This is a genomic window from Enterobacter sp. 302C9 (genome assembly GCF_034106085.1).
Lineage (GTDB): Bacteria > Pseudomonadota > Gammaproteobacteria > Enterobacterales > Enterobacteriaceae > Enterobacter > Enterobacter asburiae_B.
Genome location: NZ_JAWNBW010000017.1, coordinates 42,003 through 64,659 on the forward strand (window position 1 = coordinate 42,003; position 22,657 = coordinate 64,659).

Annotated in this window: 19 protein-coding genes and 4 tRNA genes; 6 read left to right on the forward strand and 17 right to left on the reverse strand. The window is 55.4% G+C overall.

Annotated elements, in window-relative coordinates:
- Nucleotides 1-94 precede the first annotated feature (94 nt).
- The 5 genes from hemC to UR289_RS21065 all read left to right on the forward strand — a co-directional run bounded on the left by hemC (nucleotide 95) and on the right by UR289_RS21065 (nucleotide 5,575).
- Nucleotides 95-1,036 (forward strand): hydroxymethylbilane synthase, encoded by a 942-nt coding sequence (hemC, locus tag UR289_RS21045; protein WP_033146903.1) that lies wholly within the window; start codon nucleotides 95-97, stop codon nucleotides 1,034-1,036.
- Nucleotides 1,033-1,773, forward strand: coding sequence for a uroporphyrinogen-III synthase (gene hemD / locus UR289_RS21050; RefSeq protein WP_033146904.1), 741 nt, complete (start codon nucleotides 1,033-1,035; stop codon nucleotides 1,771-1,773). Before hemC ends, hemD begins: the two co-directional genes overlap by 4 nt.
- 20 nt (nucleotides 1,774-1,793) lie before the next feature.
- Nucleotides 1,794-2,990 carry a uroporphyrinogen-III C-methyltransferase gene (gene hemX / locus UR289_RS21055; protein ID WP_033146905.1) on the forward strand — a complete coding sequence of 399 codons (1,197 nt, stop codon included), beginning with the start codon at nucleotides 1,794-1,796 and terminating at the stop codon, nucleotides 2,988-2,990.
- A 2-nt stretch (nucleotides 2,991-2,992) separates the two neighbouring features.
- The gene (gene hemY, locus UR289_RS21060) at nucleotides 2,993-4,192 is read left to right on the forward strand and encodes a protoheme IX biogenesis protein HemY (RefSeq protein WP_320711538.1); all 1,200 of its coding nucleotides are present in this window, start codon (nucleotides 2,993-2,995) and stop codon (nucleotides 4,190-4,192) included.
- Nucleotides 4,193-4,363: 171 nt separating this feature from the next.
- The gene (locus UR289_RS21065) at nucleotides 4,364-5,575 is read left to right on the forward strand and encodes an MFS transporter (protein WP_320711520.1); all 1,212 of its coding nucleotides are present in this window, start codon (nucleotides 4,364-4,366) and stop codon (nucleotides 5,573-5,575) included.
- A gap of 507 nt (nucleotides 5,576-6,082) precedes the next feature.
- On the opposite strand, the gene UR289_RS21070 is transcribed toward UR289_RS21065, so the two are convergent.
- The 17 genes from UR289_RS21070 to trxA form a co-directional block, all read right to left on the reverse strand.
- Nucleotides 6,083-6,159 (reverse strand) — tRNA-Pro (locus UR289_RS21070).
- Nucleotides 6,160-6,204: 45 nt separating this feature from the next.
- Nucleotides 6,205-6,290: transfer RNA gene (locus tag UR289_RS21075), tRNA-Leu, on the reverse strand.
- Nucleotides 6,291-6,312: 22 nt separating this feature from the next.
- Nucleotides 6,313-6,388, reverse strand: a tRNA-His gene (locus tag UR289_RS21080).
- 67 nt (nucleotides 6,389-6,455) lie between these two features.
- Nucleotides 6,456-6,532, reverse strand: a tRNA-Arg gene (locus UR289_RS21085).
- Nucleotides 6,533-6,634: 102 nt separating this feature from the next.
- Nucleotides 6,635-8,020, reverse strand: coding sequence for a bifunctional threonine/serine APC transporter ThrP (thrP, locus tag UR289_RS21090; protein WP_023309635.1), 1,386 nt, complete (start codon nucleotides 8,018-8,020; stop codon nucleotides 6,635-6,637).
- Between the two features lie 197 nt (nucleotides 8,021-8,217).
- On the reverse strand, nucleotides 8,218-8,958 hold the full coding sequence (gene wecG / locus UR289_RS21095; protein ID WP_320711522.1) for a lipopolysaccharide N-acetylmannosaminouronosyltransferase: 741 nt from the start codon (nucleotides 8,956-8,958) through the stop codon (nucleotides 8,218-8,220).
- 12 nt (nucleotides 8,959-8,970) lie between these two features.
- Entirely contained in the window at nucleotides 8,971-10,323 is a 1,353-nt protein-coding gene (wzyE, locus tag UR289_RS21100; RefSeq protein ID WP_033146908.1) for an ECA oligosaccharide polymerase, read from the reverse strand.
- Nucleotides 10,320-11,399 (reverse strand): TDP-N-acetylfucosamine:lipid II N-acetylfucosaminyltransferase, encoded by a 1,080-nt coding sequence (locus tag UR289_RS21105; protein ID WP_320711523.1) that lies wholly within the window; start codon nucleotides 11,397-11,399, stop codon nucleotides 10,320-10,322. Before UR289_RS21105 ends, wzyE begins: the two co-directional genes overlap by 4 nt.
- Nucleotides 11,396-12,646, reverse strand: a complete 1,251-nt coding sequence (gene wzxE, locus UR289_RS21110; protein WP_320711525.1) for a lipid III flippase WzxE — start codon at nucleotides 12,644-12,646, stop codon at nucleotides 11,396-11,398. The genes UR289_RS21105 and wzxE overlap by 4 nt, the downstream gene beginning before the upstream one ends.
- 1 nt (nucleotide 12,647) lies before the next feature.
- Nucleotides 12,648-13,778 carry a dTDP-4-amino-4,6-dideoxygalactose transaminase gene (gene rffA, locus UR289_RS21115; protein WP_210867621.1) on the reverse strand — a complete coding sequence of 377 codons (1,131 nt, stop codon included), beginning with the start codon at nucleotides 13,776-13,778 and terminating at the stop codon, nucleotides 12,648-12,650.
- A gap of 4 nt (nucleotides 13,779-13,782) precedes the next feature.
- Complete coding sequence (rffC, locus tag UR289_RS21120; RefSeq protein WP_320711527.1) at nucleotides 13,783-14,460, reverse strand: dTDP-4-amino-4,6-dideoxy-D-galactose acyltransferase; 678 nt, start codon at nucleotides 14,458-14,460, stop codon at nucleotides 13,783-13,785.
- Nucleotides 14,457-15,719, reverse strand: a complete 1,263-nt coding sequence (gene wecC, locus UR289_RS21125) for a UDP-N-acetyl-D-mannosamine dehydrogenase (protein ID WP_033146912.1) — start codon at nucleotides 15,717-15,719, stop codon at nucleotides 14,457-14,459. The genes rffC and wecC overlap by 4 nt, the downstream gene beginning before the upstream one ends.
- Nucleotides 15,716-16,846: a non-hydrolyzing UDP-N-acetylglucosamine 2-epimerase gene (wecB, locus tag UR289_RS21130; RefSeq protein WP_065419804.1), complete on the reverse strand. Its 1,131-nt coding sequence runs from the start codon at nucleotides 16,844-16,846 to the stop codon at nucleotides 15,716-15,718. Before wecB ends, wecC begins: the two co-directional genes overlap by 4 nt.
- Nucleotides 16,847-16,902: 56 nt before the next feature.
- A complete protein-coding gene (wzzE, locus tag UR289_RS21135; RefSeq protein WP_033146914.1) occupies nucleotides 16,903-17,949 on the reverse strand; it encodes an ECA polysaccharide chain length modulation protein in 1,047 nt (348 codons plus the stop codon).
- A gap of 13 nt (nucleotides 17,950-17,962) precedes the next feature.
- The gene (gene wecA, locus UR289_RS21140) at nucleotides 17,963-19,066 is read right to left on the reverse strand and encodes a UDP-N-acetylglucosamine--undecaprenyl-phosphate N-acetylglucosaminephosphotransferase (protein WP_023309645.1); all 1,104 of its coding nucleotides are present in this window, start codon (nucleotides 19,064-19,066) and stop codon (nucleotides 17,963-17,965) included.
- A 242-nt stretch (nucleotides 19,067-19,308) separates the two neighbouring features.
- Nucleotides 19,309-20,568 carry a transcription termination factor Rho gene (gene rho / locus UR289_RS21145; protein ID WP_008501566.1) on the reverse strand — a complete coding sequence of 420 codons (1,260 nt, stop codon included), beginning with the start codon at nucleotides 20,566-20,568 and terminating at the stop codon, nucleotides 19,309-19,311.
- 345 nt (nucleotides 20,569-20,913) lie between these two features.
- Complete coding sequence (gene trxA, locus UR289_RS21150; protein WP_006179218.1) at nucleotides 20,914-21,243, reverse strand: thioredoxin TrxA; 330 nt, start codon at nucleotides 21,241-21,243, stop codon at nucleotides 20,914-20,916.
- A gap of 144 nt (nucleotides 21,244-21,387) precedes the next feature.
- On the opposite strand from trxA, the gene rhlB reads away from it, so the two are divergent.
- Nucleotides 21,388-22,656, forward strand: coding sequence for an ATP-dependent RNA helicase RhlB (gene rhlB / locus UR289_RS21155; RefSeq protein WP_023309646.1), 1,269 nt, complete (start codon nucleotides 21,388-21,390; stop codon nucleotides 22,654-22,656).
- Nucleotide 22,657 lies beyond the last annotated feature (1 nt).

Consider the following 22,657-nt stretch of genomic DNA (forward strand, 5'->3'; position numbering starts at 1 on the left):
GCCTTGTCCCTCTCACGCTTCATCAACCGTAAAACTGCCATCCCAGAGTCAACAATGTTAGGATGGTTAGCGATTGATAATGACGGTAACAAGCATGTTAGACAATGTTTTGAGAATTGCCACACGCCAAAGCCCCCTCGCGCTCTGGCAGGCACATTATGTGAAGCAGCGCCTTGAAGCCTGCCACAGTGGATTGCGCGTCGAGCTGGTGCCGATGGTCACGCGCGGTGACGTGATCCTCGATACGCCCCTGGCGAAAGTGGGCGGCAAAGGCCTGTTTGTCAAAGAACTGGAACTGGCATTGCTTGAGAACCGCGCCGATATCGCCGTACATTCAATGAAAGACGTGCCCGTCGAGTTCCCGGAAGGGCTGGGGCTGGTGACCATCTGCGAGCGCGAAGATCCGCGCGATGCGTTTGTCTCTAACCACTATGACTCCCTCGACGCGCTGCCGGAGGGTAGCGTGGTTGGCACGTCCAGTTTACGCCGTCAGTGTCAGCTGGCAGAGCGCCGTCCTGACCTGATCATTCGCTCGCTGCGCGGTAACGTCGGAACGCGTCTGGGCAAGCTGGATAACGGCGATTACGATGCCATTATCCTCGCCGTTGCCGGCCTCAAGCGTCTGGGGCTGGAGTCGCGCATTCGCGTGGCGTTGCCGCCAGAGCTGTCGCTTCCGGCCGTGGGCCAGGGTGCCGTAGGCATCGAGTGCCGTCTGGACGATGCGCGTACCCGCGAACTGCTCGCACCGCTGAACCATGACGAGACCGCTATCCGCGTAAAAGCCGAGCGTGCGATGAATACCCGCCTCGAAGGAGGATGTCAGGTACCGATTGGCAGCTATGCTGAATTAACAGAAGGTGAACTGTGGCTGCGCGCGCTGGTGGGCGCTCCGGACGGTTCCCAGATGGTACGCGGCGAACGTCGCGGTAAAGCGCAAGATGCCGAGCAGCTTGGCGTGTCGCTGGCGGAAGAGCTGCTGGATAACGGCGCCCGCGAGATTCTGGCTGACGTTTATAATGGAGAGCCCCCTGCATGAGTATTCTTGTCACCCGCCCTTCTCCCGCAGGAGAGCAGTTAGTGAGCCGTCTGCGCACACTGGGGCAGGTGGCCTGGAGTTTTCCGCTCATTGAATTCTCCCCCGGTCGGGAGCTCTCTGCACTCGCCGACCAGATGAATACCCTTCAGGAAGGCGACCTGCTGTTTGCGCTGTCGCAACATGCCGTGGAATTTGCCCACGCGCAGCTGCAACAGCAGGGTTTAGCCTGGCCACTTGCCCCCCGCTATTTCGCGATTGGCCGCACAACGGCACTGGCGCTGCATACCGTAAGCAGCGCGGACGTTCGTTACCCGTTAGATCGGGAAATCAGCGAAGTCTTGCTACAATTACCTGAATTACAAACTATTGCCGGAAAGCGTGCGCTCATTTTGCGCGGCAACGGTGGTCGCGAGCTGCTGGGCGAAACGCTGCGTGAACGCGGTGCAGACGTAACGTTCGTTGAGTGCTATCAGCGCTGTGCAAAACACTACGATGGCGCGGAAGAGGCGATGCGCTGGCACGCGCGCGGCATTAATACGCTGGTGGTCACCAGCGGTGAAATGTTACAACAGCTTTGGTCGCTGATACCGCTCTGGTATCGCGAAAACTGGTTACTCCGCTGTCGGCTTCTGGTCGTCAGTGAGCGTCTGGCGAACCAGGCCCGGGAACTGGGCTGGCAGGATATTCGGATCGCTGATAACGCCGACAACGATGCGCTGCTGCGCGCATTACAATAACTCTCAAATGGGAAGCCATAATGACGGAACACGACAAATCCTCCGCCGTGGTTGAAGAGACCAGGGAGACTGTGGAGACGACGCCACAGCCAGAGACGACTGAGAAAACCGCTGAGAAGAAAAACGGCAGCAACAAAACGAGCCTCGCGCTGAGCGCGATTGCCATCGCCATTGCGCTGGCAGCAGGGGTTGGCCTGTACGGCCTGGTGAAGCAACAGGGTGCGAATCAGACGTCCACCAGCGATGCGCTTGTGAATCAGCTCACTGCCCTGCAAAAAGCGCAGGAGACGCAGAAAACCGAGCTCGAAACGGTGATTAAGCAGCAGGCCGCCGCGCTTGCCGAGGCGAACAGCAAACAGGAAGAGCTGGCTAAACAGCTGGGCGACGTGCAGCAGAAAGTCGCCACGATTTCCGGTACCGATGCCAAAACCTGGCTGCTCTCGCAGGCTGACTTCCTGGTGAAGCTCGCCGGACGTAAGCTCTGGAGCGATCAGGACGTCACCACTGCCGCCGCGCTGCTGAAAAGCGCCGATGCGAGCCTGGCAGACATGAACGACCCGAGCCTTATCACGGCCCGTCGCGCGATCACCGAGGACATCGCCAGCCTCTCCGCCGTCTCGCAGGTGGATTACGACGGCATTATCCTTAAGGTGAACCAGCTGTCGAATCAGATTGATAACCTGCAGCTGGCGGATAACAACGACGACGATTCCCCGATGGATTCCGACGGTACCGAGCTTTCCAGCTCCCTGAGCGAATGGCGCATAAACCTGCAGAAAAGCTGGCAAAACTTTATGGACAGCTTCATCACTATCCGCCGTCGCGACGAAACCGCCGTGCCGCTGCTGGCGCCGAACCAGGATATCTATCTGCGCGAGAACATTCGTTCCCGCCTGCTGGTGGCGGCTCAGGCCGTGCCGCGTCATCAGGAAGAGACGTACAAACAGGCGCTGGATAATGTCTCAACGTGGGTACGCGCCTACTACAACACCGATGATGCGACCACCACAGCCTTCCTCGAAGACATTGATAAGCTGAGCCAGCAGAACATCACCATGAACGTGCCGGATAAGCTGGCCAGCCAGCCGATTCTGGAGAAACTGATGCAGACGCGCGTACGTAACCTGCTGGCGCAGCCGGGCGTACCGGCAGAGCCGACGGACGGAGCGGCACCTGCCCCGGCTCCGGCGCCTGAAAGCGCACCGCAAGGAGAGTAATGATGCTAAAAGTTCTCTTACTCTTCATCCTGCTGATCGCCGGGATCGTGCTGGGACCTATGCTTGCGGGTCATCAGGGTTACGTCCTGATCCAGACGGATAACTACAACATTGAAACCAGCGTAACCGGCCTGACGATCATTCTGATCCTCGGCGTGGTGGTGCTGTTTGCGATCGAGTGGATCCTGCGCCGCATTTTCCGCACCGGTGTCCACACGCGCGGCTGGTTCGTTGGCCGCAAACGCCGCCGCGCCCGCAAGCAGACCGAACAGGCGCTGCTTAAGCTTGCCGAGGGTGACTATCAGCAGGTTGAAAAACTGATGTCGAAAAACGCCGATCATGCCGAACAGCCGGTGGTGAATTATCTGCTCGCTGCCGAAGCGGCGCAGCAGCGCGGTGACGAAGCCCGCGCCAATCAGCATCTGGAGCGGGCGGCAGAGCTGGCTCACGGCGACCCGATTCCGGTAGAAATCACGCGCGTTCGCCTGCAGCTGGCGCGCAATGAAAATCACGCGGCGCGTCACGGTATCGATCGCCTGCTGGAAGTTGCGCCACGTCATCCGGAAGTGCTGCGTCTTGCCGAGCAGGCGTATATTCGTACCGGCGCCTGGGGCTCGCTGCTGGACATCATTCCGTCGATGGCGAAGGCCGAGGTGGGCGACGATGAACATCGTGATGAGCTTCAGCGTCTGGCATGGATTGGCCTCATGGATCAGGCGCGCGCCGACCTGGGCAGCGACGGTCTGAAAACGTGGTGGAAGAATCAGAGCCGTAAGACGCGCCAGCAGGTTCCTCTGCAGGTCGCCATGGCGGAACATCTTATTGAATGTGACGATCATGACACGGCTCAGGAGATCCTTCTCGATGGCCTGAAGCGCCAGTATGACGATCGTCTGGTGATGGTGATCCCGCGTCTGAAAACCAATAATCCTGAGCAAATCGAAAAAGTGCTGCGTCAGCAGATTAAAACCGTCGGTGACCGCCCGCTGCTGTGGAGCACGCTCGGTCAGTCGCTGATGAAGCACGGAGAATGGCAGGAGGCGAGCCTCGCCTTCCGCGCGGCGCTGAAGCAGCGTCCGGACGCGTTTGACTACGCGTGGCTTGCCGATACGCTGGACAAGCAGCACAAGCCGGAAGAGGCAGCCGCCATGCGGCGTGATGGGTTGCTGTTAACGCTGCAAAATAACGGTACGCAGCCGTAAATAAAAGGAGGCCAGAGGGCCTCCTTTTTTTATCGCCTTTCTCCTGCTACATTCTTTACACCCACATCCGCAAACGAATCCGCCAATGTAACGATGTCTTTTCATTAACCTTTTTTCACACACGCGCACATTTTGCAGCGTGGACTAAATCGTTTTTGAAAGGAAATCTCCATGAACTCGCTTTTGTATGCGCTTATCCAGGCGCTGCGCTGCCACCGCTGGCTGCGCCTGCTTGCCTGTGCTTTTATCTTTTCTTCGCTGGGGAATGGTCTAACCCAGGTTGTGGTCTTCGGTTTGCTGCTGGCGTGGTCAGCCCCGCCCGCTCTGCTCACACTCGCTTTTCTTTTCGCTACGGTACCAGGGTTCATCGGCAGTATCTTCGGCGAAAAGCTATGCTCACGCTTTTCGCCGATATCCCTGCTGATACTGACCGAGGGGCTGGGCCTGCTCGCCCTGCTCTTTCCCCTGCTTGGTGTGGGTTACCACAGCGTTGCCGCATTGCTCGCCGTGCAATCCACCGAAGCCCTGCTCAGCGGGATGAGCTGGCCCGCGCTGACATTGCTCTTTAAGCGCGGTCTCAGCGAAGCGGAGCTGCCCGCTGCAACCTGTCTGGAAAATGTGATTTTTGCTTCTCAGGTGTTGTTAGGGACCGGCCTGGGCGTGGTGCTGTTTCAGAAGACGTCCGTGTTTACCCTGCTGGCTATTGATGCCGCCAGCTTTCTCGGGTCAGTGGTACTACTATGGCTGGCTGGGCGCCGGTTTTCTCCGGCACCACATCCCACCGCTATGGAAAGGGGAGTTTCTGCAACATTACGCTGGCAGGCGTTGACCGTTCGGCAAAAACGCAGCCTGCTCATCCTGCCGGCGCTGGCTGCCGTCGGCTCACCGGCGATGGCGCTTCTTCCGGCACTGGCCCAGCAGCTTAGTCCTCAGGATGCGGCGGGCCTTGCTTTGCCTCTGCTTTTCGCGAGGAGTCTGGGGCAGCTTTGTGGCCCCCTGCTGCTAAAAAAAGAGAGCCTGACGCGCATTGCGGCCCACACGCCGCGAATAATCGTTTGCCTGAGCATCTTTCTGGCCGCTTATGGCATGCTGCCTTTTTTGTCCGGGTGGACAGTATGCGCGCTGGGGATGATCTTTATCGCGCATCTGGCCTCGAATGTTCTCTTCGCAGCGGGCACGTTTGGGGTACTCAGTAGTTTTCATCTCACGCAAACCGCTTCGGCCAGCGGTAAAGCCTGGCGCTGGCAAACGCTCAGCGCCTCTCTTTTCACCGGCATTGCAGCGGCGGTGGCTTCAGGGTTTGGCTCAGTACAGGCGCTCTATGCTGTCTCTGTATCGGCCCTGCTGATGGTTGCCCTGATCATGCGCCTGTATCGGGAATAAGGCATAAAAAAACGCCTGCTATAAAAGCAGGCGTTAAAACAGGTCTGTAAGACAACATATTTGGTGCTTCACTCAACGTTGTGTCCATGGTGTCTGATGAGGCCGAAGCGACATCTGTCAGTGGACGATAAGCACCGTAAATGGCTCTGCGTCATTCCTGAGTTTATGAGGCACTAAGGCGAACATAAGAGATGGAATGAGCATCTACACGCATATTATTGCACGTAACGTGCCAACATGACACCCAGAACTTTTACATGACGCAACATTTTAAGATAAAAGGAAATTATGCTGCCTGGCACCGTCTTAGGCTCTACAACGTATCGGGAAAAGACGGGAATATGTCTCCAGAAGGAGACAGCAAAACCCATAAATGGTTATTTTTTTAATTTTCAATGAGTTGCATGTCGCTGGATTGCGACAAAGAAAAAGGGCGCTGTCGGGGCATGACTACAGGAATGAGAGCTCGCAGAAAACAAAAAACCCCGCCGAAGCGGGGTTCAAAATTGGTCGGCGAGAGAGGATTCGAACCTCCGACCCACTGGTCCCAAACCAGTTGCGCTACCAAGCTGCGCTACTCGCCGATGTACTGCTTTTTGAATTTTTAGTTCAATTCATTTAAAAAGTCGTGGTGCGAGGGGGGGGACTCGAACCCCCACATCCAAAGGACACTAACACCTGAAGCTAGCGCGTCTACCAATTCCGCCACCTTCGCAATTCACAACTCTTTCAAATAATGGGGTGGCTAATGGGATTCGAACCCACGACAACTGGAATCACAATCCAGGGCTCTACCAACTGAGCTATAGCCACCACTGTATTCTTTCACGCGGTACTGACTACTTCTCAGACCACCGCAGCTCTAGCGCCGGGACTAAAATGGCGCGCCCGACAGGATTCGAACCTGAGACCTCTGCCTCCGGAGGGCAGCGCTCTATCCAGCTGAGCTACGGGCGCTTAGCGCCGTTGCGGGGCTGGATATTACGTACCTCCGTCCCCGCTGTCTAGTGCTTTTTTGAAAAAAATGCGCGTTTGGTTATGGTTTGCACATTTTGCCGCTTATTCCTCCACTTTCTGCGTGGTGCCGCGGCGACCCAGGCCAAAAAGCTTATATGCAGCCGTTACAGCCGCCAGGAAGATCATCCCGACAAACAGCGACATGCGGGTATCTTCATTAAAGTACATGCCGATTAATACGCAAATCAGGAACGCCATCGTCAAATAGTTCGCATAGGGGAACAGAATTGAGCGGAACGGATGGCTTTCAATCGCTTTTTTATGCGCATGACGGAAACGCAGCTGGCTGATGAGGATAACAAACCACGGCACCATGCCCGGCAGTACGCTGGCGCTGTAGACGTAAACGAACACGCGCTGCGGGTTAGGAATGATGTAATTCAGGCAAGAGCCAATCAGCAGGATTACGATGGAGACCGCCACACCCGCCACCGGTACGCCGGCACGTGAGACTTTACTCATCGCCGCAGGCAGCTGGTTATTCTTCGAAAGCGCATAGAGCATACGCCCGCAGCTGTACATCCCGCTGTTACAGCCTGATAGCGCTGCCGTCAGGACCACAAAGTTGATAATACCCGCCGCCGCCGTGATACCAATTTTGGCGAAGGTTAATACAAACGGGCTACCCGTCGTGCCAATTTCGTTCCACGGGAAGATGGTCACGATGACGAAGATCGCGCCCACATAGAAAATCAGAATACGCCACAGCACTTTGCCCACCGCGCTACGCAGCGTGACCTGCGGGTTTTTCGCTTCACCGGCGGTAATACCGATCAGCTCCACGCCCTGATACGAGGCCACAACGATACACAGCGCCGTCAGGAAGCCCTTCCAGCCGCCGGCGAAGAAGCCGCCGTTTTCGGTCAGGTTGCCAAAGCCGATAGCGTGCCCACCGTTGCCAAAGCCGAAGAAAATCACGCCCAGGCCGACGACAATCATTACGATAATCGTGGTGACTTTGATCATTGCGAACCAGAACTCAATTTCACCGTAAAGGCGCACGGCGGCCAGGTTTGCCAGCGCCACCAGCCCCACGGCAATGAGCGCGGGTATCCACTGGACCATGTCCGGGAACCAGAACTGGACGTAGACCCCTATCGCGGTGATCTCTGAGATGCCCACCGCCATCCACATAAACCAGTATGACCAGGCCGTCAGGTAGCCGAAGAACGGGCTCATATAGCGATGCGCGTAAACGGCGAACGAGCCGGTTACCGGCTCCAGGAAGAGCATTTCGCCCATGGAACGCATAATGAAGAAAACAAACAGCCCGGCGATAATATACGCCAGTAATACGGAAGGGCCTGCCCATTTGAGCGTGCTTGCGGAGCCCATAAACAGGCCTACGCCGATAGTGCCGCCCAGCGCTATCAGTTCAATATGACGAGCTTCCAGCCCACGCTGTAGCTCCGGTTGTTTCTCTGCCATAGATCCTCGATTGTGTTTGCTGTTTCCCGGCTTAATACCGGGTATTGTTTTTTAGGGGTACTAAAATACGGAGCGAATGGTTTCCTAAAATCTGCCAAATGGCAAACGATGCATTAAAAAAATGAATGCATTGCACAGATTATCAGCAGTTTTGCAGGCGAGTTGCAGCGCGAATAGCATATCGCGCTACATTTTGATTACATTTTCCCGGTGTAATGCCAGGCGAGGTAGCGAAGCAGACGGATCTGTCGTTTAATGCGCGTCGGTTGCGATAGCAGGCGGTACAGCCACTCCAGCCCCAGATTTTGCCAGACCTTTGGCGCACGCTTAACGTGGCCGGTAAAGACGTCGTACGTGCCGCCGACGCCCATGTAGAGGGCATCCGGACAGACCAGACGGCAGTCGCGCATCAGGATCTCCTGGCGCGGGGAGCCCATCGCCACGGTGACAATTTTCGCCCCGCTGTCACGAACGCGCTCAAACAGAGCCTGCCGATCTTCCGGTTTGAAGTAACCATCCTGGCTGCCGACAATATTAACATTCCATTGACGACGCAGTTTCCCCTCCGTCTGGGCCAGTATCTCCGGCTTTCCGCCAATCAGGAACACGGGCGTACCCTGCGCACCAGCCCGGGCCATAAGCTGCTCCCAGAGATCGGCCCCCGCCACACGGGATACATTAGCGTCAGGATACTTTTTACGGATAGAGCGGACCACGCTGATCCCGTCCGCGTATTTAAATTCAGCCGCTTCAATCAGGCTTTTGACTTCCGCATTATCCTCAACCGCCAGCATTTTTTCCGCGTTGATGGCCACCAGCGTACCGGATTTCATCTGGCCGTCGGCGAACAGAAAGTCCAGCGCGTGCTGCATGTCGCGCCAGCCAATAAGCTGCAGGCCACGTAGCGCGTAGCGCGGTGCAGAAATTTTATCAGTCATTACTATCCTTACTCAGACTTGCGACAGCGTTGTGCTGCCCTGCCGCTCGCGCTTGTGCACGAGCCCTGCGCTGTCAAACAGCCAGTACAACAGTTTGGCCAGCAACAGGCAGAGGCCGAAAACAACCATGAAGAACACCACGCGCGAAACGAACGAGTCCAGCCCTTCGCGCGCCAGAACGATCATATTGAAAATGGCACCAAAGCAGAAACTGTGCAAAATGGCGGCTTTATAGCGGTTGGTCTCTTCGTTGCCGCGCAGGTAAAGCCAGTCGAACCACTTGATAATCAGCCCCACGGCAACCGCCCCGGGCAGAATGAACCACGCCCCCCCCATCACCACCAGGGAACCAATCAGCGTTGGCGAGATTGCCAGACCGGAATGGTTGTTCAGCACTTCCCAGGTAAAGTAATTCGCCGTGTTAAGCACCACGCCGGGCCGGTCCGGCCATAGCCAGGAAGGGATAAAGACGTAGAAGTCGCGAACAATCGGCGCCAGCCCCTGGAAATCAATCTTGTCGTAGTTTTGCAGCAGCAATGCCAGGTTTTCCCACGGCGAGAAGGTATCACGCGTCAGGTAGAGGAACGTGTAAAACGCCTCATCGCCCGCCACGTTCATCCCGTAGCGCTTCAGCGCCAGCCAGAACATCCCGACAATGCCAAACACGCCTGCCGCAACCAGCATCCACAGCGAGATCCAGCCGCGGATGATGCCGATAAACAGGAATATGGCGAAGGCGATGATGATGTTCGCGCGCGTGCCGCCCACAATCATGTAGGTCAGAATGCCAAACGCGACGGTGCTGACCAGAAAGAACAGCCACGCTTTGCTGTCCTGGCGCAGGAAAAAGACCACCAGCATCGCAGGGATGAAGAAGTAGAAGAAACGCTTAAGCGCCACGCCCGAGACTTCGGCCGAAAAAATCTGGCTGTAGGAGTGGAGCTTAAACAGCAGAAAGCCGTTATGCATGAAGAAGATACCGACGCTGACCAGGGCGATGGTCATCAGCATCACCCACGTCAGGTGGGTTTCCACCCGATTCATGGTAAAAAGCGGCCGACGCGGGACTGCAGCCTGCGCTGAACGTAGACGCGTTTTATAGGTGACGTAGTAGACGGCATAGAAGCAGGTCGCCGCCAGAAGGGCCTGGAGCAGGATTTCCGGCGGTGCGACGCTCACGTCAAAACGGAAGACCAGAATGCTGGTCAGCGGGAAGCCGAAAAAGAAGGTCAGCAGAAACAGTAACGAGAAGAATACGTTAAAGTTGAACCGCACCCGGCGGAATTCAAACCAGGTAAGCGTGGCGATAAACAGGGCGCTCAGAAGCCAGACAACCAGTAAGCCGCTGAATTGCAACTGACTCATGCTTTGTCTCCTGAAGCGATACGCAGCGCGCGGTGCCACGGCGTGAGGTAATTCGGGCTGAAAAAATCGATGCTATTTTTATCCACCAGCGTGAGCTGGCGTTGGGCTTCCCGTACCACCTCGACATTCAGCGTGTCTGAGGTAAACAGCACCGGAATATGCTGCTCGGCCATGTCCTGCCAGAACGGGTTGTCGCGGTTGAGCACGCACGGTACACCCGCCTGAATCAGCAGACACAGCGTGCCGATTCCCTGCTGTCGGGCGAAGATGAAATAGCCAAGATCGCATTTTCTCAGCAGCGCAAGATACTCATCAAATTCCAGCTTATTGCTGAGAATGTGCAAATTTTCTGCGCTAAACAGCGCAAGTCCCTGCTGGCGAACCTCAGCAATATAGGCGTCGTTGTTGGCGGGATAGCCCATCGGCACCACCACGTTCACCGTGTCGCCAAACTGCTGATGCACCGCCCTGAGCGCCGAGACGTGTTCGTTACTGCGATCACCGGAATTTCCCACCAGGATCGTTAGCTTGCCTTCACGCACCGCGTCATTCGCCATGGCGTTCAGCGCCGGATCCATGCGGGTTGGGAAATAGAGTAGTTCTCCGCGCACGTTCGGGTGCTGTTTAGCAAAATAGTTGAGATCGCCTCGGGTGGCAAACACGCAGCCTACGCGCCCCTGCGCCATGCGGCGCAGCGGATAGAAAAGACGGAATTTCCAGCCGCGGGAGACTTCGTAGAGATCGGCTCCCCAGATATGCCAGCTGAACTGGGAGGGTTTAATCCCCCCGCTGAGCAGCGCCAGCCACAGGCCGGTATTGAACTGCCCGTGGAAAAAGAAACGTTGCTTACGATCCGCCTTGGCTCTGGCAACGACCGCCTTCGCCAGCGCGGCCTTATCCGGCCAGAAGCGAATCGTCAGCGCCGGAAACGCCTCGCTCAGGCCCTTATCCTGACCTGCAACCATAAACTCACGCGCATCAGGATTACCCGATGCCAGCTCGTCGTTGAAGAACCGCAAAACGGTCTGGTTATGGTGTGGGATATCCGATCCCAGGATGTGAATCAGTGCAGTCATGCGCGTTTACGCCACAATAAAAATACGCCGCAACAGGCGGCGAAATAAACGATATAAGTTGTCATGTAGGCCTGAGCCGCCCCCAGCGCACCGTGCGCGGGTATCAGCCAGTGTGAAAATGCTGTCAGTAACGCAAACTGGCTAATTTCCGCCAGGATATACATCCGCAGGGACGCTTTTGCAATCACCAGATAGCCAAAAACGTAAGCACCCACTTTCAGCACATCACCCACCAGCTGCCAGGCAAAGAGATCGCGCATGGCGGTGAACTTCGCCGAGAACAGCAGCCAGATGGCGACATCGCGCAGTAGCCAGACGGTAAAGCTGGCCGCCGCGACGGCTGGCAGCACAAAGCGCAGCGATCGGAAAATCTCACGGGTAATATCCTGTCTGGACGTCAGACGCGATAAGGTTGGCAGCAGGTAAACGCTAAAGGAAGCCGTAATAAACTGGAGATAGGCGTCGGAAATACTGCTTACGCCCTGCCAGATCCCCACCTCATCCCAGCTATAATGTGCCGCCAGCAGGTTTCGCATCATCACGTAGGCCACCGGCAGCGTGACGGAGGTGATGAGCGCCATCAGGGTAAATTTACCCAGCTGGCTGGCAAGCATCGTGTCCCATTGCGGTTTCAGGTAGCTCAGAGGGATGACGCCCCGACGCATCAGCATAAATGCCGCAGGCACAACAACCAGTGCCGGGACCAGCGCCAGCCCCAGCAGTGCGCCTTCATAGCCGCCCAGGCGATAGCAAAAGTAATAGGCAATCACGCCGATGACGCTGCCCAGGATTAAGGCAAGCGCGTTCCCGGCGGCATCACGAAAACCTTTCATCAGCGCCAGCAGCAGGTTAGCCCAGGCAATACCCATCTGAACCAACGCGACCAGACGCACCAGCCCCTGATAATGGGTATGACCGAACAATCCCTGACTGATGGGCGCCGCCGCCAGCAGAAAGACAATCGCCATCAGGGTCGAAAAACCCGTGACCATCGCCGAAGAGGTACCCACCACTCTGCGCAGCTGAGCCGCATCATCGTGATACTGCGCAACGTATTTGGTGACGCCGTTGAAGATACCGGCACCGGCCAGCACGCCAAGGACGGTGACAAGCTGGCGGAAATTACCCGCCAGCCCCACACCAGAGGGGCCAAATGAGACGGCCAACAGCTTGACGACCAGCAGCCCGGCGCCAATTTTTACAAGCGTGGACGCGGCGGTCCACACCGATGCTTTTGCCAGAGACATATCAGCCGAAATAACTCAGAAGGGTATTAATTACCGTACGCTGGTTAACAGGCGCGAGGTTGTAGAACAGTGGCAGGCGAAGCAAACGCTCACTTTCTTTGGTGGTGTAACGATCTTCACCCGCGAACGTGCCAAACGCTTCGCCGGCCGGGCTGGAGTGCAGCGGGATGTAGTGGAACACCGCCATAATTTCGGCCTCTTTCAGCCAGGCGATGAGCTCGCTGCGGTCGTCGTTATCGCGCAGCTTGATGTAGAACATATGCGCGTTGTGGACGCAATCTGACGGGATGGTCGGCAGCTCAATACGCCCGGCTTTGGCCAGAGGCTCAAGCGCATCGTAATACGTTTGCCACAGGGAAAGACGCTGAAGGTTGATACGTTCCGCCGCTTCCAGCTGCGCCCACAGGTACGCCGCCTGCAGATCCGCCATCAGATAGCTGGAGCCGATATCGCGCCAGGTGTATTTATCTACCTGTCCCCGGAAGAACTGGCTGCGGTTGGTGCCTTTTTCGCGGATCACTTCCGCACGCTCCACGAGAGCCCGGTCGTTAATCAGCGTCGCGCCACCTTCTCCACCCGCCGTGTAGTTTTTGGTTTCGTGGAAGCTAAAGCAGCCAATGTGGCCGATCGTGCCCAGCGCGCGTCCCTTGTAGGTGGACATCACGCCCTGCGCGGCATCTTCCACCACGAACAGATTATGTTTTTTGGCGATGGCCATGATGGTGTCCATTTCACAGGCCACGCCCGCGTAGTGAACCGGCACGATCGCGCGTGTTTTGTCAGTGATCGCCGCTTCAATCAGCGTCTCATCAATGTTCATGGTGTCCGGGCGGATATCCACAAAGACGATTTTCGCTCCGCGCAGGACAAAGGCGTTTGCGGTGGAAACGAAGGTATAGCTCGGCATAATCACTTCATCACCGGGCTGGATATCCAGCAGCAGTGCCGCCATTTCCAGCGATGCCGTACAGGACGGGGTCAGCAGCACTTTGGCGCTGCGAAAACGCTGTTCCATCCACTGCTGACAGCGACGGGTAAAACCGCCGTCACCACAGAGTTTGCCGCTGCCCATGGCAGACTGCATATAGTCGAGTTCAGTTCCGACAACGGGTGGTGCGTTAAATGGAATCATCTTGTCACCTGTATAACCAGTAGGCGGTGGCGTCGATGTTGGCACCACTCGCAATGTAACGTTTAAGCGCGGCGGTGTTGCCCAGTTGGGTCGCGACCCGCAGCGTCACAAGCTGTTGCTGCTGCGCCCAGTGCAGCGCCGCCTGCATGAGTTTCTCACCCATGCCGCGCCCGGCTAATAAGCCGATACGCGCCTCGCGCTCGTTGAGCTTACGCAGCGAGACGAACCCCTGGATTTGACCGTCCCCTGCACGAAAAACCAGGCAGACGTGGTCAAAGGTGCCTTTGACCGCATTTTCTATCCACTGGGCATAGAAACGTCCGCTATCGTCAGGTGCATACCAGGGCGCACGAAAGCGGCTCTGAGCAAATGCCTGGGCCGCCATCTGACGCAGCGCGGGGATGTCCTGCTCTGTTGCAATTTCCGCGCCGGACGCATCGTGCCAGGTAAGGGTAATGGAAAGGTCTACCTCACCTTCAACCAGCTGAAAGCCGTGTTGCTGCAGCGCATCAAGCAGATCGGCACGCTCCGTCGGGATCTTAGCCTGCACCCGTTGCCAGGCGATAAAATCCGGTTCAGCCAGCACCGGCGCGTCATCGCGCAGACGCACGATGGCCGACGGCAGGCCGAAAAAGGCACTCTCCCACTGCAGGGACTCGAGCACCCCATTCAGGCTGTTCAACGCCAGACACCTTTGGTATCCACAATATACTGCTGACGAACGGCATCGCCGGACGTCGCTTTAAACTCTTTATGATCTACCAGCAGCACCAGCACGTCCGCCGTCGCCAGCGCGTCGTCCAGCGCCGTCAGCGTGCAGTGCCCCGCCAGTTTTGCCGGTAATTCATGGATATTCGGCTCAACCACCAGCGTTTCACCCTTGTGCCATTCGGCAATCATCTCGGCAATTTCCATCGCCGGGCTTTCACGCAGATCGTCAATATTGGGTTTGAATGCCAGACCAAAGCAGGCAATTTTCAGCTCGCTGGCGCGCTTGCCGCTCTCTGCCAGACAATCCGCTACCGTCGCTTTAACCTGATTGAGCACCCAGTGAGGCTTGCTGTCGTTCACTTCACGCGCGGTGCGAATCAGACGCGCCTGCGCCGGATTTTGCGCCACGATAAACCACGGGTCGACGGCGATACAGTGTCCGCCCACGCCCGGACCTGGCTGGAGAATGTTCACGCGCGGATGGCGATTCGCCAGACTAATCAGCTCCCAGACGTTAATCCCCTGATCGGCACAGATCAGCGACAGTTCGTTCGCAAAGGCGATATTGACGTCGCGGAAGCTGTTTTCCGTCAGCTTGCACATCTCGGCAGTGCGGGAGTTGGTCACCACGCACTCACCTTCCAGGAAAATCTTGTACAGCGCGCTGGCACGTTCGGAACAGACGGGCGTCATACCGCCAATGACGCGGTCGTTTTTAATCAGTTCGACCATGACCTGGCCTGGCAGCACGCGCTCCGGACAGTAGGCGATGTTGATATCCGCCTGCTCACCCGCCTGCTGCGGGAAGCTTAAATCAGGGCGCGCGTCGGCCAGCCACTGTGCCATCTGCTCGGTAGCGCCGACCGGAGAGGTCGATTCCAGGATCACCAGCGCCCCTTTCTTCAGCACAGGCGCGATGGATTTTGCCGCCGCCTCGACGAACGCCATGTCGGGCTCGTGGTCGCCTTTAAATGGAGTGGGGACGGCAATCAGGTAGGCATCCGCTTCAACTGGCGTCGTGCTGGCACGCAGGAAGCCTCCCTCCACCGCCTCTTTCACCACACGGTCAAGATCGGGCTCCACAATATGAATCTCGCCACGGTTAATGGTTTCTACCGCCCGTGCGTTGATATCCACACCGACAACCTGTTTCTGACGAGAGGCAAACGCGGCCGCAGTAGGCAAGCCAATGTAGCCAAGACCAATGACCGAGATGGTAGTAAAACTCATAGCGATACCCGATTGTGTTTAAGTGCTTGCAAAATACGGCCACAAGCCTGCCCGTCTCCGTACGGATTATGGGCCCGGCTCATCGCCTGATACGCTTCATCGTCATGCAGCAGGCGCGTGACCTCTTCGACGATGAGCTGCGCGTTGGTGCCGACCAGCCGCACCGTACCGGCTTTGACGGCTTCCGGACGTTCGGTCGTTTCACGCATCACCAGCACCGGTTTGCCGAGGGATGGCGCTTCTTCCTGAATTCCGCCGGAATCGGTGAGGATCAGCCAGGCGTGGTTCATCAGCCAGACAAACGGCATGTAGTCCTGAGGTTCAATCAGAAGGACATTGTCGACATGGCCCAGGATCCGGTTAACCGGCTCGCTGACGTTAGGGTTAAGGTGTACTGGATAGACAATTTGCACATCATCGTTCTGCGCGGCGATTTCAGCCAGCGCGTGACAGATTTGCTCGAAACCCCGGCCAAAGCTTTCGCGACGGTGGCCAGTAACCAGAATGGTTTTTTTACCGTTGTGAAGGAACGGATAGCGGGCAGCGAGCTCTTTCTGAAGCTCGCTATTTGCCAGGACGCGGTCACGTACCCAAATTAACGCGTCAATGACCGTATTGCCGGTCACAAAGATTTTGTTATCGGCGATATTTTCACGCAGCAGGTTCTGACGGGAGTTTTCCGTTGGCGCAAAGTGGTACATCGCCAGATGACCCGTTAACGTGCGGTTGGCCTCCTCCGGCCACGGCGAATAAAGATTGCCGGTACGCAGACCCGCCTCAACATGCCCCACGGGAATTCGCTGGTAAAACGCGGCCAGGCTTGTCGCCACGGTTGTGGTGGTGTCACCGTGAACCAGCACCACGTCAGGCTTGAATGACTCCAGGATCGGCTTAAGCTCTTGCAGAATGCGACAGGTTATCTCCGTTAATCCTTGCCCCGGTTTCATAATATTAAGGTCGTAATCCGGGACGATGGAGAAGAGCGTTAAAACCTGATCGAGCATCTCACGGTGTTGGGCAGTGACGCACACTTTCGCTTCAATATCAGGATCGCAGGCCAGCGCATGAACCAGAGGTGCCATCTTAATGGCCTCCGGCCTGGTGCCAAATACGGTTAGTACTTTCACATCGATTCTCTTCGATTAGGCGATGAAGGCCGCAGCCTTCATCGTAGACGGCGTTCTTAGTTTTTGCGACGACGCGTTAACGCCACGCCAGCGCCCGTCAGTGCGCCTACAATCCCCCACATAATCATCAGGAATGCACGACGCGGACTATCGCGTTTTACAGGTTCTTCAGGCGTTCGCAAATAACGATAGGTCTGAAAACGCGGGTCCAGAGATGGACCAACATTAAGCGTATTGAGCATCGCGCGATTTTGATCGTAATCGAGGTCAAAATCAGGACCGACGGCCTGGAGGTTTTCCAGACGCGCCTGCAACATAGGGCGACCAAGGAGGAACATCTCTGAATCAGGCAGCTCATCGGCCGGCACGTCAGTCTCAGTACGGGAAATATTGCGCTGTTCCGCAATTTTCAGCGCCTGCTCAATGTTATGCACGCGGCGACCGAAAATGGTATTCGCCACCTCTTCCTGACGTTTCACCTGGGCTTTCATCTGGATGGTACGAGCCGCCCAGGCACCTTTAAGCTCTTCGTTAAGATGGCTTGCGGCACGCTGGCTGGCAAAGGCGACGTACTGACGCAACAGGTTGTTGGCATCCGGCGCGGTTTCTGCAATCAGCTTGACGCTGTCATTCACGTTACGCAGCGCGTCGCCCGGCATAAACTGAATATTGTTAATCAGATCGTCCAGCAGGGCGGCGTCGGCTTTTGTATTATCAACCCGACGCTGCTTGTAGTAATCCGTCTGGGACCAGAAATCGCGTCGGGTATCCCACGAAGCCAGCTGCATCACAAACTCTTTATAGGCTTCATCCATAACGGAAGCCTGGTCTGGCGTTGCAAGACTGGCTTTGATGTCCAGGTTACGCAGGAATTGCTGCTGGGAATAGTATCCCCCGAGCATGTTAACCGTTGGCTTGTCTGTGATTGCCGTGGCGCTCCACTCTTGTTTTGCAAAGAACGTATAGGCCAGCGCTAACAGTGCAAACCCCAGCGCGATCCCCGCAATCCAAAGTTTGCCTGCCCATAACACGCGAAACAAACCCCGAATATCCAGTTCATTCTCAGTTACCACTGATTTCGCTCCCGCCAACGGTTGAGTCATCATAGTCCCGGTTTTACTTAGTTAATGTTGTATTTTTGCCACTGTTACGACGCATCCTGCGTTTAAGACGTTTAATAAATCGCGCCACTTTCCATGCGCGTTTAATGCAGTAGCCGTACAGGAAAAACGCCAGCAAGAATAATGCCAACATAACCCACTCAGGAATAATATGAGAATATTCTGCAGCTACACCAATCGCGGCCAAAATAGCGGCGGCCAGAGTAATCAGCACAAACGCCTGACGAGAAGTAAAACCCGCACGCATGATGAGATGATGAATATGTTGGCGGTCAGGAGAGAAAGGACTCATCCCTTTGCGCAGGCGGCGATACATAATCGCCACCATATCCATTAATGGAATGGCAATAATCCACAGCGCGGTTACGGGACTTATCGGATGGGTTTGACCCTGTGTGGTTTCAAGCAGGATCCAGATAACCGTAAAACCAATCAGCGTACTACCCGCGTCTCCCATAAAGACTTTATAGCGACGGCCCAGCACACCGAGGTTTAGGAGGATATAAGGCAGAATGGCGGCAATCATGGCAAAACACCACATTGCCAGACTGTACTGACCATCAAACCATAAAATAATGCCGATTGCGGCGAACGAGACGGACGACAACCCACCGAGCAGGCCGTCAATGCCATCCACCATGTTGAAAGCATTGATTGCCGCCCAGACGGCAAAGAGTGTCAGGAAGAAGCCAAATGGACCCAGGACTAACTCCCAGGGGCCAAATACATAGCCGAGGCTTCGCAGATACAGTCCGCCCACTACCATCATCACCACGCCAATGGCCGCCTGAACGGTAGCGCGTATTTTCACCGCAATATCGAACCGGTCATCAAGGGCCCCGACTAACACCAGGACACCGGCGCAGGCAATGTAGAGGGCGGCATGCGGGATATAATAATCGGCAATACCAAACGTGAAGCAAATCCCTGCGTAAACAGAAATCCCGCCGACTAAAGGAATAAGTCCCTGATGGCGTTTACGAAAATTTGGCTTATCCACCAACCCTATTCGTTTTGCCACCTTGCGCGCAATGAACAAAAAACAGGTTGTGAATAAAAAAATACTGATCAGTTCAGTAACGGCGGTGAATAGATTCACAATGGATTGCTCTCAACAAATGTTAGTCCCGGAAGTATAACCATGAAGCCACAACCTCAGAAGTAATAAAGATGGCTTCTGGCTACTCCCTTTGTATATTTTTCAATCAATTATTTCTTTAGCTGCACAAACGACCCTATTGTCGCACCGACCGGTCAAAATTGGGAGTAGATGGTACTAGCGTATAGTCCATAAAAGAAAAACGCCACGTAAAAACGTGGCGTTCGCTGGCTTTATTTGCGTTACGAGCGTTTCATCATGTCGAAGAAATCGTCGTTGGTTTTGGTCATCGCCAGTTTGTTAATGAGGAACTCCATCGCGTCAATTTCACCCATTGGATGGATGATTTTGCGCAGGATCCACATTTTCTGCAGCTCTTCCTGCGTGGTGAGCAGCTCTTCTTTACGGGTACCGGAACGGTTGTAGTCGATAGCCGGGAAGACGCGTTTCTCAGCGATTTTACGAGAAAGGTGCAGTTCCATGTTACCTGTACCTTTAAATTCTTCGTAAATTACTTCGTCCATTTTAGAACCGGTATCGATCAGCGCCGTGGCGATGATGGTCAGGCTACCGCCCTCTTCCACGTTACGTGCGGCACCGAAGAAGCGTTTCGGGCGATGCAGGGCGTTAGCATCCACACCACCGGTCAGTACTTTACCTGACGCCGGAACGACGGTGTTGTAGGCACGCGCCAGACGGGTGATGGAGTCAAGCAGGATGATCACGTCTTTCTTGTGCTCAACCAGGCGTTTCGCCTTCTCGATAACCATTTCCGCAACCTGAACGTGGCGAGATGCCGGTTCGTCGAAGGTAGAAGCAACCACTTCACCTTTAACCAGACGCTGCATCTCGGTCACTTCTTCCGGACGTTCGTCGATCAGCAGCACCATCAGCACGCAGTCTGGGTGGTTATAAGCGATGCTCTGCGCGATGTTCTGCAGCAGCATGGTTTTACCCGCTTTTGGCGGTGCCACAATCAGACCACGCTGGCCGCGACCAATTGGTGATGCCAGATCCAGAACACGCGCGGTTAAGTCTTCAGTTGAACCGTTACCACGCTCCATGCGCAGGCGAGAGTTCGCGTGCAGCGGCGTTAAGTTCTCGAAGAGGATCTTATTACGCGAGTTTTCCGGTTTGTCGAAGTTAACTTCATTGACTTTCAACAGCGCAAAGTAGCGTTCACCCTCTTTAGGAGGACGAATCTTACCTGAAATGGTGTCACCAGTGCGGAGGTTGAAACGGCGGATTTGGCTGGGGGATACGTAGATGTCGTCAGGGCCGGCGAGGTAGGAGCTGTCTGCAGAGCGGAGGAAACCAAATCCGTCTTGCAATATCTCCAGCACACCGTCGCCAAAGATATCTTCGCCACTCTTAGCGTGCTGCTTCAGGATGGCGAAAATGATGTCCTGCTTGCGCATACGGGCCTGGTTTTCCAGTCCCATATTTTCGCCGAGAGTGATCAGCTCAGAAACCGGCGTATTCTTTAATTCGGTAAGATTCATAATGGTGTGGGTTCTTAAACTCGGGGTGATTCTCGAACTTAATGTTGTGAATGGTATGGCAGGGTCATCCATGCCTGTTTAGCGGCCATCAACTCATGTCTGTTCGCTGTCTGGTCACAGGGAAAGAACGCAGAACTGAAACGACAAGACGGATTGAGTGACAAGCCCGGAATTTAGCCACTTCACGCACTGTTCATGTTAACAACGGGAAGTATCGGGTAAAACAAGATTCAAACAACAAGATATGTTTAAAACGAAGTCATAGCTAACTTAGCACGACTTCAGCCGGGCGTCCAGAGTTCCACATCATTTAGCCGGGAGCCCTGAACGCACAGCGGAGAAACCTTACGCCAGGTTAGCGTCCAGGAACTCTTTCAGTTGACCTTTGGACAGCGCGCCCACTTTGGTCGCTGCCACTTCGCCGTTTTTGAACAGCAGAAGGGTTGGGATGCCACGGATACCGTATTTTGGTGCGGTGCCCGGGTTCTGGTCGATGTTCAGCTTGGCAACGGTCAGTTTGCCCTGATATTCGTCAGCGATCTCATCCAGAATCGGGGCGATCATTTTGCAAGGACCACACCATTCAGCCCAGAAATCGACGAGGATCAGTCCGTCAGCCTTAAGTACGTCCGTGTCAAAACTGTCGTCAGTCAGGTGAATAATTTTATCGCTCATATATAACTCCACAGGAATAAGCCTGGTACGTTGGTTTTGTCTCCACCAACGACGTGTTGATGTCGCATTAACCAACTAAAGGTTGACTTTATTTCACCGGATACGCTTTCGTAAAGCAATAGTAAGCTGATATTCTACCACACTATGAGCAAAACACATTTAACAGAACAGAAGTTTTCCGACTTCGCGCTGCACCCGAAGGTGATTGAAGCCCTTGAAAATAAAGGGTTTCATAACTGCACGCCCATTCAGGCCCTCGCGCTGCCGCTGACGCTGGCCGGTCGCGATGTTGCCGGGCAGGCGCAAACCGGTACCGGCAAAACGATGGCGTTTTTAACGTCAACGTTTCATTATTTACTTTCTCACCCAGCGATTGCAGACCGCAAAGTTAACCAGCCGCGCGCGCTAATTATGGCACCGACGCGAGAACTGGCGGTACAGATCCACGCAGACGCTGAACCCCTGGCGCAGTCTACCGGACTGAAGCTTGGCCTGGCCTATGGCGGCGACGGCTACGATAAACAGCTGAAAGTGCTGGAAAGCGGTGTGGATATCCTGATCGGTACCACCGGCCGTCTTATCGATTACGCCAAACAGAATCACATTAACCTCGGCGCAATCCAGGTTGTGGTGCTCGATGAAGCTGACCGCATGTACGATCTGGGCTTCATTAAAGACATTCGCTGGCTGTTCCGCCGCATGCCGCCGGCCAATCAGCGTCTGAACATGCTGTTCTCCGCTACCCTTTCTTATCGCGTACGCGAGCTGGCGTTCGAACAGATGAACAACGCCGAATATGTAGAAGTGGAACCTGAGCAGAAAACGGGTCACCGCATTAAAGAAGAGCTCTTCTACCCTTCCAATGAAGAGAAAATGCGTCTGCTGCAAACGCTGATTGAAGAAGAGTGGCCAGATCGCGCCATTATCTTCGCGAACACCAAACACCGTTGTGAAGACATCTGGGGCCATCTGGCTGCAGACGGTCACCGTGTTGGTCTGCTGACCGGCGACGTGGCGCAGAAAAAACGCCTGCGTATTCTTGAAGAGTTTACCCGTGGCGATCTCGATATTCTGGTCGCAACCGACGTTGCTGCTCGTGGTCTGCACATTCCGGCCGTGACGCACGTCTTTAACTACGATCTGCCAGACGACTGCGAAGACTACGTACACCGCATCGGTCGTACCGGTCGTGCGGGCGCAAGCGGTCACTCGATTAGCCTGGCGTGTGAAGAGTATGCGCTGAATCTCCCGGCCATTGAGACGTATATCGGTCACTCTATCCCGCAGAGCAAATACAATCCGGAAGCGTTGTTAAGCGAACTGCCGCCGCCTAAGCGTCTAACCCGCCCACGCTCCGGCAATGGTCCGCGTCGTTCAGGTGGCGCGCCGCGTAATCGTCGTCGTTCAGGTTAAG

Bases quoted from the DNA above. Each gene is read 5' to 3' on its own strand.
- thrP (WP_023309635.1), bottom strand. From the start codon at position 8,020: ATGGCAGAGAAACAACCGGAGCTACAGCGTGGGCTGGAAGCTCGTCAT.
- rho (WP_008501566.1), bottom strand. From the start codon at position 20,568: ATGAATCTTACCGAATTAAAGAATACGCCGGTTTCTGAGCTGATCACT.
- hemX (WP_033146905.1), top strand. From the start codon at position 1,794: ATGACGGAACACGACAAATCCTCCGCCGTGGTTGAAGAGACCAGGGAG.
- rffA (WP_210867621.1), bottom strand. From the start codon at position 13,778: ATGATTCCATTTAACGCACCACCCGTTGTCGGAACTGAACTCGACTAT.
- wecG (WP_320711522.1), bottom strand. From the start codon at position 8,958: ATGACTGATAAAATTTCTGCACCGCGCTACGCGCTACGTGGCCTGCAG.
- wecC (WP_033146912.1), bottom strand. From the start codon at position 15,719: ATGAGTTTTACTACCATCTCGGTCATTGGTCTTGGCTACATTGGCTTG.
- hemD (WP_033146904.1), top strand. From the start codon at position 1,033: ATGAGTATTCTTGTCACCCGCCCTTCTCCCGCAGGAGAGCAGTTAGTG.
- rhlB (WP_023309646.1), top strand. From the start codon at position 21,388: ATGAGCAAAACACATTTAACAGAACAGAAGTTTTCCGACTTCGCGCTG.
- wzyE (WP_033146908.1), bottom strand. From the start codon at position 10,323: ATGAGTCAGTTGCAATTCAGCGGCTTACTGGTTGTCTGGCTTCTGAGC.
- UR289_RS21105 (WP_320711523.1), bottom strand. From the start codon at position 11,399: ATGACTGCACTGATTCACATCCTGGGATCGGATATCCCACACCATAAC.
- trxA (WP_006179218.1), bottom strand. From the start codon at position 21,243: ATGAGCGATAAAATTATTCACCTGACTGACGACAGTTTTGACACGGAC.
- hemY (WP_320711538.1), top strand. From the start codon at position 2,993: ATGCTAAAAGTTCTCTTACTCTTCATCCTGCTGATCGCCGGGATCGTG.
- wzxE (WP_320711525.1), bottom strand. From the start codon at position 12,646: ATGTCTCTGGCAAAAGCATCGGTGTGGACCGCCGCGTCCACGCTTGTA.
- hemC (WP_033146903.1), top strand. From the start codon at position 95: ATGTTAGACAATGTTTTGAGAATTGCCACACGCCAAAGCCCCCTCGCG.
- wzzE (WP_033146914.1), bottom strand. From the start codon at position 17,949: ATGACTCAACCGTTGGCGGGAGCGAAATCAGTGGTAACTGAGAATGAA.
- UR289_RS21065 (WP_320711520.1), top strand. From the start codon at position 4,364: ATGAACTCGCTTTTGTATGCGCTTATCCAGGCGCTGCGCTGCCACCGC.